The organism is Streptomyces montanus (assembly GCF_005786655.1).
Taxonomy (GTDB): Bacteria; Actinomycetota; Actinomycetes; order Streptomycetales; family Streptomycetaceae; genus Streptomyces; species Streptomyces sporangiiformans.
On record NZ_VBZC01000103.1, the window covers coordinates 6,468 to 21,883 of the forward strand.

Here is a 15,416-nt window from a genome sequence, read left to right on the forward strand (position 1 = left end):
TAGACGGCACCAAGCCCCACAGCTTCGAGGGCATGTTGGACACCCTCGACGAGCTGAACGTGCCCGACGGCTACAAGGCCGAGATCATCAGGGGGAACATCGTCTTGTCGCCGTTTTCGAAGGGGTACTACACCCGCGTCATGAGGCTGGTCTGTAGCCGGCTTGAGGCGTACCTCCCCGAAGGCCACGTGATCGACCGGGCTCCCAACCTGTTTGTCTTCCCGGGGCAGGAACGAGCGTACGGACCAGACATCCACGCCGCGCACGAGCAGACGTACGAAGCGGACAGCAACCACCTGGACGGAGAAGGTCTCTCCTTCGTCGCTGAGCTGACCTCGATCTCCACAAGGGACGACGACCTGACCGACAAGGTCGAGACCTACGGGAAGGCAGGCGTACCTGTCTACCTGGTCCTGGACATGCAGGAGAAGCAAGCTATCGTCTTCGGTTCCCCGTCCACACAGGGGTACGAGATCCGCTACAACAAGCCGTTCGGCGAGAAGCTCCGCATCCCCGAACCGTTCGGCTGCATGCTCGACACCGACGGGTTCGAGCTCCGAGCCCCGAGAGAAGCCGAAGACAAAAGGATCTGACCCGTGACCGCGTGAGGGGCACCCGGCCAGGTGCCCCTCTCTCGTGCACGGACTAGATGAACGAGTTGATCTCGATCGTCTCGTCCCGCCCCGGGCCCACGCCGATCGCCGAGATCGGCGCCCCCGACAGCTCCTCCAGCGCCTTGACGTAGTCCTGCGCGTTCTTCGGAAGGTCCGCGAAGGTCTTGGCCTTGGTGATGTCCTCGGACCAGCCCGGGAGCATCTCGTAGACGGGCTTCGCGTGGTGGAAGTCGGTCTGGGAGTACGGGAGTTCCTGGACGCGCCGGCCGTCGATCTCGTACGCCACGCAGACCGGGATCTCCTCCCAGCCGGTCAGGACGTCGAGCTTGGTGAGGAAGAAGTCGGTCAGGCCGTTCACGCGGGTCGCGTAGCGGGCGATGACCGCGTCGAACCAGCCGCAGCGCCGGTCGCGGCCCGTCGTCACGCCACGCTCGCCGCCGATGCGGCGCAGCGCCTCGCCGTCCTCGTCGAAGAGCTCGGTCGGGAACGGGCCGGCGCCGACGCGGGTCGTGTAGGCCTTCAGGATGCCGATGACCCGGCTGATCTTCGTCGGGCCCACGCCCGCGCCCGTGCAGGCTCCGCCCGCGGTCGGGTTCGACGACGTCACGAAGGGGTATGTGCCGTGGTCGATGTCGAGCAGCGTGCCCTGGCCGCCTTCGAAGAGGACGACCTTGTTGTCTTCGAGGGCCTGGTTGAGCACCAGAACCGTGTCGGCGACGTACGGCTTGATCTGCTCCGCGTAGCCCAGCAGCTCCTCGACGACCTGGTCCGCGACGATCGCGCGGCGGTTGTACAGCTTGGTCAGGATCTGGTTCTTGGCGTCGAGGGCCGCCTCGACCTTCTGGGCCAGGATCGACTCGTCGTACAGGTCCTGGACGCGGATGCCCACGCGGTTGATCTTGTCCGCGTACGTCGGCCCGATGCCGCGGCCGGTCGTGCCGATCTTCCTCTTCCCGAGGAAGCGTTCCGTCACCTTGTCGACGGTGACGTTGTACGGCGTGATGATGTGCGCGTTACCGCTGATCAGCAGCTTCGACGTGTCGATGCCGCGCTCGTTCAGACCGCTCAGCTCGGAGAGCAGGACCGACGGGTCGACGACGACACCGTTGCCGATGACCGGTGTGCAGTCAGGCGAGAGGATTCCGGAAGGGAGCAGGTGGAGGGCGTACTTCTGATCGCCCACGACCACCGTGTGGCCGGCGTTGTTGCCGCCCTGGTAGCGCACCACGTAGTCCACGGATCCACCGAGCAGGTCGGTGGCCTTTCCCTTGCCTTCGTCACCCCACTGAGCACCGAGCAGCACAAGTGCGGGCACAGGCGTACACCCCTTCCGGGTGGGGCATGTCCAAGGTCAGGGGAGTACGTGGCACAGCGTGTGCCTCGTACACCGGCGACCTTCGTTGGCCGCGACCCGTCGGACCGGATGCCCCGGAATAGACGAAGCCCCTGGCGCAATAGCGCAAGGGGCTCTTGCACAAAGATGCTACCCGAGGAAGCGAGGCATGACCGAGGTGGCGGTTTCCGACCAGCTCCTGTTGGTCATCGACCCGGTCGCCCGTCGCAAAGACGGTGAGTCCGTACGGATCGCGAAAGACGTGCTCAGCGGGGGTGCGACCACGAAAGTGTGCCTCCCCGACGGGCCCGAGGAATTCGCCCGGGCACTGGCCCGGCGCGGGTCCCGGAGACCGGTCGTCGTGGGCGACGACCGGACCTTGCTGCGGGCTGTGTCCGTTTTGCACCGTCGCCGGGAGCTGGCTGGATGTGCACTGTCGGTCGTGCCGGTGGGCACTGCGGTGTCACTCGCGCGGTCGCTGGGGGTGCCCACGGGGGCGGTGGCGGCCGCACGGGCCGTTCTCGAGGGGGCCGAGCGGTGGATGGACATGCTGGTGGACGACAGTGACGGGGTCGTCCTGGGGGATCTGCGGATTCCTCCGGTGACGGGTCAGCAGGACGCCGCCGAGGATGCCGCCGAGGAGTCCTCGCATCCCTGGCTGCGGACGTGCACGTCCTTCGTCCGGACGCTGGCGGCGCGGCCCGCCCGCGCGGCACCGGGGCTCGGGGCCGCTCCCGGGCCCTCGCGGCTGCGGGTGGAGGTGGACGGGGTGACGCTCGTGGATCTCGACCGGCCGGTGGAGGCGGTGTCGGTCACGCCGGGAGGTCCGGGGAGTCCGGGAGGCTGGACCGGCTCGGCGGGTTCGGCGGGTTCGGCGGGTTCGGGAGGTGGCGGTTCCGGGGGTGCGCGGGTTGAGGTCCGCCCCGCCTCGGTGGGTGCGGAGGCGGCGCCGATGGAGGCGGTCGCCCGGACCATCACCGTGTCGGGCGCGCATTTCCGCTATCGCGCGGACGCGGTGGTCAGCGGTCCGGTGCTCACGCGGACCTGGACGGTCCAGGAGGGGGCCTGGGGGCTCATGTTGCCGGGGTGAGGTGCGTTCAGTCTTCGCCGAAGAGCTGCTCCCGGTGGACGCGCCAGCGCTCCAGCATGTCGCCGAGCTCCGCCTGGATGAACTCGAAGAAGGCGAGGGTCTCGGCGAGGCGGCGGCCGGCCGGACTGGTGGACCCCAGACTGGCGACGCCCTCGCGGAGGGCGTCCTCCCAGCGCTTGAGCACGGAGTCACGGTTGGCGAGCGCCTCGTACCACTGATTGTTGTGCACGCGGTACCGCTCGCGGCGCGATCCTGGTTCGCGCTCACGCGTGACCATGTGCTGCTGCGCGAGATAGCGGACCGCGCCGGAGACGGCCGCCGGGCTGATCCGGAGCTGCTCGCCGAGTTCGGCCGAGGTCATGACGCCGGAGTCGGAGGCGAGCAGCGCCCCGAAGACCCGAGCGGGCATCCGCTGCATCCCGGCTTCCACCAGCTGCGCCGCGAAGCGCTCCACGAAGCGCGAGACCGCCTCCTCGTCACGCGCCGCCTTGCTCAGTTCCGTCATCCCTCGATCATCTCCCCTGGCCCCGGGCCCACCGCCACATGGTCGAGTTTATACGCTTCCTTAACTTCACAAATTTCTGAAAGAAGCGTACGTTCGGAATCATGACGAAGGCAATCACCGTCTCCGGACTGCACAAGTCGTTCGGCAAGACGCATGCGCTGGACGGCCTCGACCTGGAGATCGAGACCGGTGAGGTCCACGGCTTCCTCGGCCCGAACGGCGCCGGGAAGTCCACCACCATCCGGGTCCTGCTGGGCCTGCTGCGCGCGGACGCCGGCGCCGCGCAGGTGCTCGGCCGGGACCCGTGGGCCGACGCGGTGGAGTTGCACCGCCGGGTCGCGTACGTCCCCGGCGATGTGACGCTGTGGCGGAACCTGTCCGGCGGCGAGGTCATCGACCTGTTCGGGCGGCTGCGCGGAGGCCTCGACAAGGCGCGGCGGGCCGATCTGATCGAGCGGTTCGAACTCGACCCGACGAAGAAGGGGCGCACGTACTCCAAGGGCAACCGCCAGAAGGTGGCCCTCGTCGCCGCCTTCGCCTCGGACGTCGACCTGCTGATCCTGGACGAACCGACCTCCGGCCTCGACCCGCTGATGGAGGAGGTCTTCCAGAGCTGCGTGGAGGAAGAGCGCGACCGCGGCCGGACGGTCCTGCTGTCCTCGCACATCCTCAGCGAGGTCGAGGAGCTCTGCGACCGCGTGAGCATCATCCGCAAGGGCGTCACCGTGGAGAGCGGATCGCTCGCCGACCTGCGCCATCTGACCCGTACGAGCGTCACCGCCGAACTCGCGGGCCCGCCGGGCGGTCTCTCGCGCCTGCCCGGCGTCCACGACCTCGACATCCAGCACATGGGGGCGGGGCAGGGCAGCCGCGTGAAGCTCCAGGTCGAGTCCGACCAGCTGGACGCGGTGCTGAAGTCCCTGACCGGCTCGGGCGTACGGTCGCTGACCTCGACACCGCCGACGCTGGAGGAACTGTTCCTGAGGCACTACCAGGACGACGGGGACGACGCAGCCGACACCCGCGACGCACGGGGCTCACGCGACGCACGCGGCACAGGACGCACCGGAGGCACCGGAGGCACCGGAGGCACCGGAGGCACCGAAAGCAGCACGGACGAGGCGATGTCGCGATGACCGCCCTGACATCGGATACGCGGTTCGCCCCACGGGCGGCCGGCAGGTCGCGTCAACTCGCGGGAACGGGCGCCCTGTTGAGGCTCGCGCTGCGCCGCGACCGGGTGATGATCCCGCTGTGGGTGGCGGTCATCGCCCTGATGGTGCTCTCCATGCCCGGCTCGCTGGAGAGCGTGTACTCCACCGCCGCCGAACGCGCCGACGTGGCGCGGCAGATGCTGACCAACAGCTCGCTGCGCGCCACGTACGGGCCGGTGTTCAGCGACTCGCTCGGCGGCCTGGTGGCCTGGCGCATCGGCGTGTTCGCCGGGCTGTTCGCCGGGATCATGAGCCTGCTCATCGTCGTCCGGCACACCCGGGACGAGGAGGAGAGCGGACGGCAGGAGATGGTCTCGTCGGCGATGGTGGGGCGGCGGGCCCCGCTGACCGCGGCGCTGCTGGCGGCGTTCGTGGCGAACGCGGCGCTCGCGCTGCTCATCGCGGGCGGCCTCGCGGGGCAGGGCGCGTCCGGCGCGCTGGCGCTCGGGCTCGGCACGGCCGGCGTCGGCATGGTCTTCGCGACCATGGCGGCGATCGTCGCGCAGCTCACGGAGAGCGCGCGGCTCGCGAAGGGGCTGACGGGCGGGGTGCTGGGCGCGGCGTTCGTGCTGCGGGCGGCCGGCGACTCGTCCTCGGACGACGGTTCGTCCGTGCTGACCTGGCTGTCGCCGATCGGCTGGCTGGAGAACCTGCGGGCCTTCGCCGGCGAACGCTGGTGGGTGCTGCCGCTGTTCGTGGCCGCCGTCGCGATCCAGGGCCTGGCCGCGTACGAGCTGGCCGGCCGCCGGGATGTCGGCATGAGCTTCCTGCCGACCCGGCCGGGCCCCGCCGTCGGCCGCCTCGGCACGGCGGACGCGCTGGCCTGGCGGCTGCAGCGGGGCAGTGTGCTCGGCTGGAGCCTCGGGTTCCTCGCCTCCGGGGCGGCCTTCGGCTCGATCACCAAGGGGGCGACGGATCTCGTCGGCGACAACGACCGGACACGCGAGATCATCGAGCGGATGGGCGGACAGTCCGGGATCACGGACGCGTTCCTCGCCACGATGGTCGGCATGCTGGGCATGGTCGCCGCGCTCTACATCGTCCAGTCCGTGCTGCGGCTGCACGGCGAGGAGACCTCGCAGCGGGCCGAGCCGGTGCTCGCGAACGCGGTGGGCCGGCTGCGATGGGCGGCCGGGCATCTGGGCATCGCCTTCGGCGGAGCCGCGCTGATCATGCTGCTCGGCGGGCTCGGGCTCGCCCTCGGCTACGGCCAGGACCTCGGCCCCATCCTGGGCGCGTCCCTCGTCCAGCTCCCCGCGATCTGGACGATCGGCGGCCTCGCGGTGCTGCTGCACGGCGCCTCGCCGCAGGCGGCGCTGGGGGCGTGGGGTGTGGCGGGTGCCGTGCTGCTCCTCGGCTGGATCGGCCCCGCGCTCGATCTGCCCGAGACCGTGCTGGACCTCTCCCCCTTCGGCCACCTTCCGAAGCTGCCGGGCGGCGAGATGACCTGGACACCCGTCCTGCTCCTCACGGCGATCGCGGCCGCACTGGTCGCCGGGGGCCTCGCGGCCCTGCGACGGCGGGACATGACCACCTGACGGCGGTCCGGAACTCGTTAGCCCATGAGCCCGTGAGCCCATGAGCCCATGAGCCCGTGAGCTCTGACGCCGCCGGGCCGCGACGGCGTCAGAGCTCCACGAGCAGCTCCTTCAGCCCGCGGATGACGAAGTTCGGCTTGCGCTCCGGCTCGGCGGCCAGTCGGAGGGCCGGGGCCCGGTCTAGCAACGCGCCCAGGGACGCGGCCAGTTCGATACGGGCCAGGGGTGCGCCGATGCAGTAGTGGATGCCGGCGCTGAACGAGATGTGGGGATTCTCCGGACGGGCGAGGTCGAGCCGCTCGGGCCGGGCGAAGACCGCCGGGTCGTGGTTGGCGGAGCCGAAGAGCAGGGCCACCTCGCTGCCCCGCGGGATCACCGTGCCGTCGATCTCGATCTCGTCCAGCACCCACCGCTCGAAGAGCTGGAGAGGTGTGTCGTACCGCATCAGCTCTTCCACAGCTGTGGACAACAGTCCGCGGTCGGAGCGGAGGGCCGCCAGCTGTTCTGGGTTGCGGAACAGCGCCCACCAGCCGTTGACCGTGGCGTTCACCGTCGCCTCGTGGCCCGCGTTGAGCAGCAGCACGCACGTGGAGATCATCTCCTGCTCACTGAGGCGATCCCCCTCGTCGTACGCGGCGATCAGCGCCGAGATGAGGTCGTCGCCCGGCTCCTTGCGCCGGGCCGCGATCAACTCCCGCAGATACTCGGTGAATTCCACCGACGCCCGGACCGCCCTCGCCGCTGTCTCCTCCGACGGATTCAGCTCGTACATGCCGCAGATGTCCGCCGACCACGGGCGCAGTGGCGCCCGGTCGGATTCCGGAATGCCCAGCATTTCGGCGATCACGGCGACCGGCAGCGGCTCGGCGACGACCGTCAGCAGATCGCCCCCGCCGTCCGCGACGAGGCCCGCTACCAGCTCGTTCGCCAACCGGTGGACGTACGGGCGCAGGCCCTCGACCGTACGCGGGGTGAACGCCTTGGAGACCAGGCGCCGGATGCGCGTGTGGTCCGGCGGCTCCAGGTCGAGCATGCCGTGGTCGTTGAGCACATGGAACGGCTCGTGCTCGGCCGGCGGCGCCGTACGCCCGAAGTCCTCGTGCGTGAACCGGTGCTGGTACGTCCGCCCCAGCCGCCGGTCACGCAGCAGCGCCGACACGTCCGCGTGGTGCGGCACCAGCCACTGGTCGCTGGGCTCGTAGTAGTGCACACGCCCCCGGTCACGCAGCTCGGTGTAGGCGGGGTAGGGATCGGCGACGAACGCGGGATCCCAGGGGTCGAAGGCGAGGTCGGAACGGGCAGCCATGCCCGGACGCTAACCTGCCGCGCCACCACCCGCCAGAGCCTCCGGCCACCCTCCGCGAGAGCCTCCGGCCACCGCCTGCCGGTCTTCGCGGAGCGGCACGCCTCTCACCCCGGGGTGACCAGCCTCGCCTCGTACGCGAACACCGCCGCCTGCGTGCGGTCCCGCAGGCCCAGCTTCACCAGGACGCGGCTCACATGGGTCTTGATCGTCGACTCTGCCACCACGAGCCGCTCGGCGATCTCCGCGTTGGACAGTCCCTGCGCGATGAGCACCAGCACCTCCGTCTCCCGGTCGGTCAGATCGCCGTACGCCGCCCGAGCGGTGGCCGACAGGCGCGGTTCGTCCGACAGCTTCGAGAACTCCGTGATCAGCCGCTTGGTGACGGAGGGCGCGAGCAGCGCCTCGCCGGCCGCCACCACCCGCACCCCGTCCGCGAGTTGACGCGCGGAGGCGTCCTTCAGGAGGAAGCCCGAGGCCCCGGCGCGCAACGCCTGATACACGTACTCGTCGAGGTCGAACGTGGTCAGCACCAGCACCTTGGCGCCACCGTCCGCGGCGACGATCTCGCGGGTCGCCTCGATGCCGTTGAGTTCGGGCATACGGATGTCCATCAGCACCACGTCGGGGGAGAGCTCCCGCACCCGCTCCACCGCATCGCGCCCGTTGACCGCTTCTCCGACGACCTCGATGTCCGGCATCGCGCCGAGCAGCACCGAGAACCCTTCGCGGACCATCATCTGGTCGTCCGCGATCAGCACCCGGATGGTCATGCCGAGTCCTCCGTGTCGGAGAGGTGCACCGGCAGGAAGACCGCCACCTCGTATCCCCCGTCGTCCGTCGCGCCCGCCGTCATCTCGCCGTTCAGCATCGATACCCGCTCCCTCATCCCCGTGACGCCGTGCCCCGCCCCGGGCGACGGCTTGACCAGCCCGGTCGCCGGACCGTTCACGATCCGCAGCCCGAGGCCCCCCAGCACATAGCCGATCTCGACGCGGGCCGAGGCACCCGGCGCGTGCCGCAGGCTGTTGCTGAGCGCCTCCTGGACTATTCGGTAGGCGGACAGCTCTATGCCCTGCGGGAGTTCGCGCACGGCTCCGGTGACCACCTTCTCGACGGTCAGGCCCGCGTTGCGCACATTGGTCAGCAACCCGTCCAGGTCGGTGAGGGTCGGCTGCGGGGCCTCGGGCGCCTCGTAGTCCTCCGCGCGGACGACGCCGAGAACCCGGCGCAGTTCGGAGAGCGCGATCACCGCGTTCTCCCGTATGACCGCGAAGGCCTGCTCCAGCTCCGGCGGGGGGTTCTCCACACGGTACGGCGCGGCCTCGGCCTGGATCGCGACCACCGACATGTGGTGGGCGACCACGTCGTGCAGCTCACGGGCGATGGTGGTGCGCTCTTCGAGGAGGGTGCGCTTGGAGCGCTCGTGCTCCGTGACGGTCTGCTGGGCGGTGACCTCCTGCTCGGCCTTGCGGCGTATGTGCAGGACGGCGACGAACAGGAGGACCAGTGCGGAGCTCAGCAGCATGGTCGGGCTGTTGGTGCTGTAGTGGCCGGACCCGAAGAGGGCCTCGGCGAGAATCCCGTAGACCGCCGTCAGCGCCCACATCCACGCGGCGGTGCGGGGCCGTGTGCGGATCGCCACGACCGTGAGGACCACCAGGTGCGTCGCGAAGGCCCCGGGCAGCCATGGCCAGTCCCCCCAGCTGGTGCCGATCACTGCGGTGACCGGTGTCACCGCGAACGAGACCCAGAAGGCGCCGACCGGCCTGACGAGGGTCAGCAGGATCGCGGCCAAAGAGAGGACGCCGGTGAGCATCCCCCCGAAATCCCCGGCTTCGTTCGTGGCGCCCGCGAAGAGCATCACCCAGACGCCGATCAACACCACCACGGCGTGCGGGGCCCATACCGCGTACTCCCGGAGGCGTCCCGGCAGCCGCCGGCTGATCGGGCCGTCCACACGCATGCGCGGCAGCGGGCGGTAGGCGAACGCGTCGTGGAACAGGTCCTGCCGCAGCCCGCGCAGGGCGTCCTGGGCCAGCCGGTACTCAGGGCTGTGCGGCTTGTCTCCGCCCCGCGGGGGCGTCGTCTGCGTCTGGGGCGTCTCGGTCACGTTAAGAAGGTAAGCGGACACCGGGGTCGCGGTCGTCACCAGTGAGAAGGGTCCTTCGGCGTCATTCTCAGGTACTACGAGTACCGCCAGGGCCGTCGCCCCCTCAGTACCCGGAGGGGCGTACCAGCCCCGACTCGTACGCGAACACCGCCGCCTGCGTGCGGTCCCGCAACCCCAGTTTCACCAGGATGCGGCCCACATGGGTCTTCACGGTCTGTTCGGCGACCACGAGCCGCTCGGCGATCTCGGCGTTGGACAGGCCCTGCGCGATGAGGGCGAGGACCTCCGTCTCCCGCTCGGTCAGCTCGCCGACGCGTTCCTTGACGGTGCGCACACGACCGTTCCGTACGAGTGGCACAGGAGCGAGACCTGGGCGCGTGCATTCAGGGCCGACACCTTACGCAGCAGAACCGGCCCGTGTGAGCATCGCCCGCCCTCGCCGGGCCGGCCTCTTGCGACGCTCCGCGCCACGGGCGGGGAACACACCATCCGGCTCCGCCGGACAAGAATCCGCGACGCAGCCATCAGATTCGCTTCACCACCGGGCTGAAGCCCGATGCACTGCAAATGAATCCCGGTAGCTCTCAGTCATTACGGGCATCCCTGGCATTGCGGATATAGCCGGCAGCGACAGGGCAGACCTGCACCCCTACGCGCCCACTCGCCTACCAGGCCAGCTGTGCGATCTCCTCCGCCACCACCGCGCACGCGTCCGCCGCCGGGTCGATCAGCGGGAAGTGCCCCACGTCCTCGAGGAGCGTGAGCCCCACCATCTCGCCGGCCTTCGCCGACGCGTCCGCGTACGCCTCCGAGACGGCCTGCGGCACGACGACGTCCGTGCGGCCCTGCACCACCGTGGTGGCGATGCCGGTGGGCAGCAGGAGGGCAGGATCGGCGTACGGCTGCCGTTCGGCGAACAGTTCTTCTCCACCCAGCAGCTGAAGAGCCGCCCCGGCACACACATTCAGCTTCTCGGCGACCGTGAGATCGGCGATCGGGGCGAGTGCGACGACACCGCGCAGCCGGGCGGGCCGGTCGGTGCGCCAGGGAGCGTCCTCGGGCAGCAGATGGCGGGCGGCGGCCCACAGCGCGAGGTGGCCTCCCGCCGAGTGGCCGGTGAGCACCATGCGGCGCGGGTCGGCCTGCGGAAGGGCCTCTCGTACGAGGTCGGGGAGCGCGTCGAGCGCGGCCGCGACGTCGTCGAAGGTGTCCGGCCAGCGCCCCGCGAGGGCCTGTCCCTCGACGGCCTGCCCCTCGACGGCCTGCCCCTCGGCAGCCTGTCCCTCGACGGCCTGCTCTGCGGCGGCCTGCCCTGCGGCGGACTCGGCACCGCGCCGGTACTCGACATTGGCCACGGCGAAGCCCCGCCGGGCCAGGAAGTCCGCGAACGGCGTGATGTGCCGGCGGTCGTACGGGGCCCGCCAGGCGCCGCCGTGCAGGACGACGACGAGCGGGGCCTGCTCGGCCTGTTCCTCGCCTCCGCGCGGGGCGTAGAAGTCGATGACCTGGTCGGGGTGGTCGCCGTACGCGGCGGTGGTGTCGGGGTCGACGGGCGAGTGCGAGAAGGCCGACTGTTCCTCCGCGGCACCTGCGGCGTCTGCGGCGTCTGCGGCACCTGCGGCGTCCGGCATGCTCCAACCTCTCAGCGGTGAAACGGAATTGGCGGACCGGGGGTGGGTTCGGCCGTTGGCGGGGACGGTACCAGGCCCGTGACGTGCGCCGACAAGGGGTTGTCACGCTGGGTGAGGGCGTCCCGGTGAGCTTCTTAAACGGTTCTGCCGTTTCGTTACAGTTGCGGAGTCGTACAGCGGGGCCATGAAGGGGCCATCAATCCGTACCCAGGAGGCGGCCATGTCCACCGAACCCGGCACCGTCCGCCCCGGGGGGCGTACCGCACGCGTGCGTGCCGCCGTGTTGCGGGCGGCGGGAGACGTGCTCGCCGAGCAGGGGTTCGCGCATCTGGACCTCGCGGATGTCGCGCGGCGGGCCGAGGTCGGCAAGACCACGGTGTACCGGCGGTGGGGGACGGTGACGGGACTCGTGGCTGATCTCCTCACGGACATGGCCGAGCAGTCGCTGCCGCGCACGGAGACGGGGTCCGTGCGCGACGACCTCCGGGCCAACGCCGCTCTCGTGCAACGGACGCTGGCCGATCCTCGGCAGGGAGCCCTCTTCCGCGCCGTCATCGCCGCGGCGGCCTGCGACTCCCGTACGGCGTCGGCGCTGCGCCGCTTCTACGACGTGCGGGTGGCCGAGTGGGCGCCCTGTGTCGAACAGGCCGTCGCGCGCGGGGAGTTGCCGGTGGGGACGGACGCGTCCGAGGTCGTACGCGCGGTGTCGGCGCCCCTGTACTACGCGTTGCTCACCACGGGGGTGGCCCCCGGGGCGGGCGACGCCGACCGGGCCGCGGAGGCGGCGGTCGCCGCGGCGGCGGCGGGGGTGTACGTCGGCCTCTCGGCGTGACCGCGCCGTACGTTTTTCGCCCCCGCCGCCCCTACCCGTCCCATCCCGTACCTGGGGGCTCCGCCCCCCAGACCCCCGATCGGCCTGAACGGCCTCGTCCTCAAGCGCCGGACGGGCTGAAGGTGCGGCCTCGCCATCAAGCCCCGGACAGGCTGAAGGTGCGGCCTCGCCATCAAGCCCCGGACGGGCTGAAGGGGCGGTCTCGTCCGCAAGTGCCGGACGGGTCGGCTGCAGCCGTCAGGTGACAGCCGCCGTCTGCGCCAGGGCCCGTGCCGCGCGCTCCACGTCGCCGAAGCCCACGTACAGCGGGGTGAACCCGAAGCGGAGGACGTCCGGGTGCCGGAAGTCACCGACCACACCCCGCTCGATCAGCCGCTTCATCACGTCGCCCGCGTCGTCGCACCGCAACGCCACCTGACTGCCCCGCTCCGCGTGCGCGAGCGGTGTCAGGGGTTCCACCCTGCCCTCGGGGACGTACGCCGAGACGCACTCCAGGAAGAAGTCCGTGAGCGCCAGCGACTTGGCCCTGACCGCCTCGATCGACACCCCTTCCCACACCTCCAGCGCCGCCTCCAGGGCGAGCATCGAGAGGATGTCGGGCGTGCCCACGCGACCCCGCAGCGCGCCCGGCGCGGGAGCGTACGACGGCCGCATCCCGAAGGGGTCCTCGTGGGAGTTCCAGCCCGGGAGGGGAGAGTCGAAGCGCTCCTGCAGGTCCCGGCGGACGTACAGGTACGCCGGTGAACCCGGCCCGCCGTTCAGGTACTTGTATGTGCAGCCGACCGCCAGGTCCACTCCGTGCTCGTCGAGCCCCACCGGCAGGGCGCCCGCGCTGTGGCACAGGTCCCAGACGGCCACGGCTCCCGCCGCGTGGATCGCCGCCGTCAGGGACGGCAGGTCGTGCAGACGGCCCGTGCGGTAGTCCACATGGTTCAGCAGCACCGCCGCCGTACGCGGGCCGAGCGCCGACGTCACGTCGCCGGGCGCCACCGCACGCAGCGCGCAGCCCGTCATTCGGGCCGCCGACTCGGCGATGTACCCGTCCGTGGGGAAGGTGGTGGCGTCGACGAGGATCTCGTCCCGCCCCTCCCCCGCCATGCGCACCGCGCCCACAAGTGCCTTGAAGACGTTGACACTTGTGGAGTCGCCCACCACGATCTGTCCGGCCGCCGCGCCCACCAGCGGCGCGATCAGGTCGCCGATCCGCTCCGGCGCCGTCCACCAGCCGCTCTCGTCCCAGGACCGGATCCGCAGGGAACCCCACTGCCGGCGCACCACGTCCTCGACCCGTCCGGGCACCGAACGGGGCAGCGCGCCGAGCGAGTTCCCGTCCAGGTACACCACATCGTCGAGGACGAACTGCGCGCGCAGCCCGGCCAGTTCGTCCGCGGCGTCCAGCGCCGCCGCCTTCCCGGCGTACGGCTCAGACATGGCTGCGCGCCGTCCACAGCTCGGGGAACACGTTCTTCTGGGCTCGCTTCTCCAGCCAGGCCACGCCCGCCGAACCGCCGGTCCCGGCCTTCGCGCCCATCGCCCGCCGGGTCGCCACGAGATGGTCGTTGCGCCAGCGCCACACCAGCTCGGCGACATCGGTCAACGCCTCACCGAGCCGGGCGAGTTCGGCACTCTCGTCACCGGAGTACAGCGACGTCCACACGGCCTCGACCTCCGCGGACGGCTCGTACCTCAGCGAGACGTCCCGCTCCAGCACGGACGAGGGAATCGCATGTCCCCGCCGCGCCAGCAGCCGCAGGACCTCGTCGTACAGGCTCGGTTCGTGCAGCGCCTTCTCCAGCTCGGCATGCACCCGAGGGGCGCCCCGGTGCGGCACGAGCATGGACGAGGACTTCTCGCCGAGCAGGAACTCCATCCGCCGGTACATCGCGGACTGGAAGCCGGAGCCCTCCCCGAGGGCGTTCCGGTACGAGTTGAACTGGGCCGGGGTCAGCTGACCGAGGGGCTTCCAGGACGCGTTCAGCGCCTCCAGCTCCCGTACCGACCGCTTCAGGGCCGCCACCGCGACCGGCACGTCGTCCTCGCGCACCGCCTTCGCCGCGGTCTCCCACTCGTGGACGATGACGGTGAACCACAGCTCCATGACCTGGGTGGTGACCAGGAAGACCATCTCTCCGGGGTCGTCGGAGAGGGTGTGCTGGAGGTGGGTCAGGACGTCCGCCTGGACGTAGTCCTCGTACGGGGTCGTGCCCTGGAAGTCGAGATGCGGGGTCTCGGGCTCTTGAGTCTCGTGAGAGTGCTGAGCCTGTTGGGACATCGCTGTCTCCTGTGCGTACTCCGGGTAGCGGTCCGCCCCTGCCGATTCCGACACGGGGGCCCCGGTCCCCACCGGCATCTTCCACAATCGTCCACCGAAACGGCAAGGCCCGCCTGGTCACACCCAGGCGGGCCCGCCAGAAGGGCCTGGAAGGATCTAGCCCAGCGTCTGAGCCGCCGTCGGCGAGGAATCCTTCAGGAACTGCGTGCAGCGCTCGTACTCCTCCTGCTCGCCGATCGCCTGCGCCGCACGGGCGAGCGCGTGCAGGGCGCGCAGGAAACCACGGTTCGGCTCGTGCTCCCAGGGCACCGGGCCGTGGCCCTTCCAGCCGCTGCGCCGAAGGGCGTCCAGCCCGCGGTGGTAGCCCGTACGGGCGTACGCGTACGACTCGACGACACTGCCGCGCTCGAACGCCTCGTCGGCCAGCTGGGCCCAGGCGAGCGAGGAGGTCGGGGACTTTGCGGCGACATCGGCGGGCGCCGTGCCGTTCGCCAGGAGCTCGCGCGGCTCCGGGTCGTCGGGCAGGTGGGTCGGGGGCGGTCCCCCGAGGAGGTTTTCGTGAATGGACATGGGTTCCAGTCTGCGGCATCCCTCCGGGGGTGGCACCTGTGGGCTGGGGTGCGTCTTTGTTCGTTCGGCACCCTGCGTCGGTGTGGCCGTCTCTGGGGGCTGCGCCCCCAGGCCCCCGGGGGTTCGTATGTCGGCCGCGGGTCGGCCGTGGCTGGTCGCGCAGTTCCCCGCGCCCCTCGGGGGGCTGCGCCCCCCAACCCCCCCAGGTTCGTATGTCGGCCGCGGGCCGGCTGTGGCTGGTCGCGCAGTTCCCCGCGCCCCTCGGGGGCTGCGCCCCCCAACCCCCCCAGGTTCGTATGTCGGCTGCGGGTCGGCTGTGGCTGGTCGCGCAGTTCCCCGCGCCCCTCGGGGGGCTGCGCCCCCCAACCCCCCAGGTTCGTATGTCGGCCGCGGGCCGGCCG

The 15,416-nt window shown here is 70.8% G+C and carries 15 protein-coding genes and 1 pseudogene; 5 read left to right on the forward strand and 11 right to left on the reverse strand.

The features are described 5' to 3' along the window. On the forward strand, positions 1 to 593 hold a 593-nt coding region (locus FE633_RS44735; protein ID WP_246114126.1), incomplete at its 5' end, for a Uma2 family endonuclease. Between the two features lie 52 nt (positions 594 to 645). Here FE633_RS44735 and FE633_RS44740 read toward each other — a convergent pair. Continuing rightward, positions 646 to 1,929, reverse strand: a complete 1,284-nt coding sequence (locus FE633_RS44740) for an adenylosuccinate synthase (protein ID WP_138050906.1) — start codon at positions 1,927 to 1,929, stop codon at positions 646 to 648. A 187-nt stretch (positions 1,930 to 2,116) separates the two neighbouring features. Between FE633_RS44740 and FE633_RS44745 the strand changes: the two genes are divergently transcribed. Then, on the forward strand, positions 2,117 to 3,037 hold the full coding sequence (locus FE633_RS44745) for a diacylglycerol kinase family protein (RefSeq protein ID WP_138050907.1): 921 nt from the start codon (positions 2,117 to 2,119) through the stop codon (positions 3,035 to 3,037). A 7-nt stretch (positions 3,038 to 3,044) separates the two neighbouring features. Here the strand turns inward: FE633_RS44745 and FE633_RS44750 are convergent, their stop codons facing one another. Continuing rightward, positions 3,045 to 3,542, reverse strand: coding sequence for a GbsR/MarR family transcriptional regulator (locus FE633_RS44750; protein ID WP_138050908.1), 498 nt, complete (start codon positions 3,540 to 3,542; stop codon positions 3,045 to 3,047). 101 nt (positions 3,543 to 3,643) lie between these two features. Here FE633_RS44750 and FE633_RS44755 point away from each other — a divergent pair, with 101 nt between their 5' ends. Both FE633_RS44755 and FE633_RS44760 read left to right on the forward strand, forming a co-directional pair. Next, on the forward strand, positions 3,644 to 4,678 hold the full coding sequence (locus tag FE633_RS44755) for an ABC transporter ATP-binding protein (RefSeq protein WP_246114127.1): 1,035 nt from the start codon (positions 3,644 to 3,646) through the stop codon (positions 4,676 to 4,678). After that, positions 4,675 to 6,294 (forward strand): ABC transporter permease, encoded by a 1,620-nt coding sequence (locus FE633_RS44760; RefSeq protein ID WP_138050909.1) that lies wholly within the window; start codon positions 4,675 to 4,677, stop codon positions 6,292 to 6,294. The genes FE633_RS44755 and FE633_RS44760 overlap by 4 nt, the downstream gene beginning before the upstream one ends. Positions 6,295 to 6,382: 88 nt before the next feature. On the opposite strand, the gene FE633_RS44765 is transcribed toward FE633_RS44760, so the two are convergent. The 6 genes and pseudogenes from FE633_RS44765 to FE633_RS44790 form a co-directional block, all read right to left on the reverse strand. Then, the gene (locus tag FE633_RS44765; protein ID WP_138050910.1) at positions 6,383 to 7,600 is read right to left on the reverse strand and encodes a cytochrome P450; all 1,218 of its coding nucleotides are present in this window, start codon (positions 7,598 to 7,600) and stop codon (positions 6,383 to 6,385) included. 104 nt (positions 7,601 to 7,704) lie between these two features. Then, positions 7,705 to 8,370 (reverse strand): response regulator, encoded by a 666-nt coding sequence (locus FE633_RS44770; protein WP_119105676.1) that lies wholly within the window; start codon positions 8,368 to 8,370, stop codon positions 7,705 to 7,707. Beyond that, the gene (locus tag FE633_RS44775; protein ID WP_138050911.1) at positions 8,367 to 9,710 is read right to left on the reverse strand and encodes a sensor histidine kinase; all 1,344 of its coding nucleotides are present in this window, start codon (positions 9,708 to 9,710) and stop codon (positions 8,367 to 8,369) included. The genes FE633_RS44770 and FE633_RS44775 overlap by 4 nt, the downstream gene beginning before the upstream one ends. A gap of 103 nt (positions 9,711 to 9,813) precedes the next feature. Beyond that, positions 9,814 to 10,035 (reverse strand): annotated as a pseudogene (locus FE633_RS44780) (response regulator transcription factor); the annotation flags it as partial. Then, positions 10,011 to 10,235, reverse strand: a complete 225-nt coding sequence (locus FE633_RS49950) for an alpha/beta hydrolase (protein ID WP_138050912.1) — start codon at positions 10,233 to 10,235, stop codon at positions 10,011 to 10,013. The gene FE633_RS49950 and the pseudogene FE633_RS44780, both read right to left, overlap by 25 nt. Before the next feature lie 140 nt (positions 10,236 to 10,375). Then, complete coding sequence (locus tag FE633_RS44790; protein ID WP_138050913.1) at positions 10,376 to 11,341, reverse strand: alpha/beta hydrolase; 966 nt, start codon at positions 11,339 to 11,341, stop codon at positions 10,376 to 10,378. A 220-nt stretch (positions 11,342 to 11,561) separates the two neighbouring features. Between FE633_RS44790 and FE633_RS44795 the strand changes: the two genes are divergently transcribed. Continuing rightward, entirely contained in the window at positions 11,562 to 12,173 is a 612-nt protein-coding gene (locus tag FE633_RS44795; protein ID WP_138050914.1) for a TetR/AcrR family transcriptional regulator, read from the forward strand. Between the two features lie 237 nt (positions 12,174 to 12,410). Here FE633_RS44795 and kynU read toward each other — a convergent pair whose 3' ends face one another. The 3 genes from kynU to FE633_RS44810 all read right to left on the reverse strand — a co-directional run bounded on the left by kynU (position 12,411) and on the right by FE633_RS44810 (position 15,015). Continuing rightward, positions 12,411 to 13,604 (reverse strand): kynureninase, encoded by a 1,194-nt coding sequence (gene kynU / locus FE633_RS44800; protein ID WP_138050915.1) that lies wholly within the window; start codon positions 13,602 to 13,604, stop codon positions 12,411 to 12,413. Further along, the gene (locus FE633_RS44805; RefSeq protein WP_138050916.1) at positions 13,597 to 14,445 is read right to left on the reverse strand and encodes a tryptophan 2,3-dioxygenase family protein; all 849 of its coding nucleotides are present in this window, start codon (positions 14,443 to 14,445) and stop codon (positions 13,597 to 13,599) included. The genes kynU and FE633_RS44805 overlap by 8 nt, the downstream gene beginning before the upstream one ends. 156 nt (positions 14,446 to 14,601) lie before the next feature. Continuing rightward, on the reverse strand, positions 14,602 to 15,015 hold the full coding sequence (locus FE633_RS44810) for a DUF3151 domain-containing protein (protein WP_138050917.1): 414 nt from the start codon (positions 15,013 to 15,015) through the stop codon (positions 14,602 to 14,604). Positions 15,016 to 15,416 lie beyond the last annotated feature (401 nt).

Bases quoted from the DNA above. Each gene is read 5' to 3' on its own strand.
- FE633_RS44745 (WP_138050907.1), top strand. From the start codon at position 2,117: ATGACCGAGGTGGCGGTTTCCGACCAGCTCCTGTTGGTCATCGACCCG.
- FE633_RS44750 (WP_138050908.1), bottom strand. From the start codon at position 3,542: ATGACGGAACTGAGCAAGGCGGCGCGTGACGAGGAGGCGGTCTCGCGC.
- FE633_RS44755 (WP_246114127.1), top strand. From the start codon at position 3,644: ATGACGAAGGCAATCACCGTCTCCGGACTGCACAAGTCGTTCGGCAAG.
- FE633_RS44760 (WP_138050909.1), top strand. From the start codon at position 4,675: ATGACCGCCCTGACATCGGATACGCGGTTCGCCCCACGGGCGGCCGGC.
- FE633_RS44765 (WP_138050910.1), bottom strand. From the start codon at position 7,600: ATGGCTGCCCGTTCCGACCTCGCCTTCGACCCCTGGGATCCCGCGTTC.
- FE633_RS44770 (WP_119105676.1), bottom strand. From the start codon at position 8,370: ATGACCATCCGGGTGCTGATCGCGGACGACCAGATGATGGTCCGCGAA.
- FE633_RS49950 (WP_138050912.1), bottom strand. From the start codon at position 10,235: ATGGCTGCGTCGCGGATTCTTGTCCGGCGGAGCCGGATGGTGTGTTCC.
- FE633_RS44790 (WP_138050913.1), bottom strand. From the start codon at position 11,341: ATGCCGGACGCCGCAGGTGCCGCAGACGCCGCAGACGCCGCAGGTGCC.
- FE633_RS44795 (WP_138050914.1), top strand. From the start codon at position 11,562: ATGTCCACCGAACCCGGCACCGTCCGCCCCGGGGGGCGTACCGCACGC.
- kynU (WP_138050915.1), bottom strand. From the start codon at position 13,604: ATGTCTGAGCCGTACGCCGGGAAGGCGGCGGCGCTGGACGCCGCGGAC.
- FE633_RS44805 (WP_138050916.1), bottom strand. From the start codon at position 14,445: ATGTCCCAACAGGCTCAGCACTCTCACGAGACTCAAGAGCCCGAGACC.
- FE633_RS44810 (WP_138050917.1), bottom strand. From the start codon at position 15,015: ATGTCCATTCACGAAAACCTCCTCGGGGGACCGCCCCCGACCCACCTG.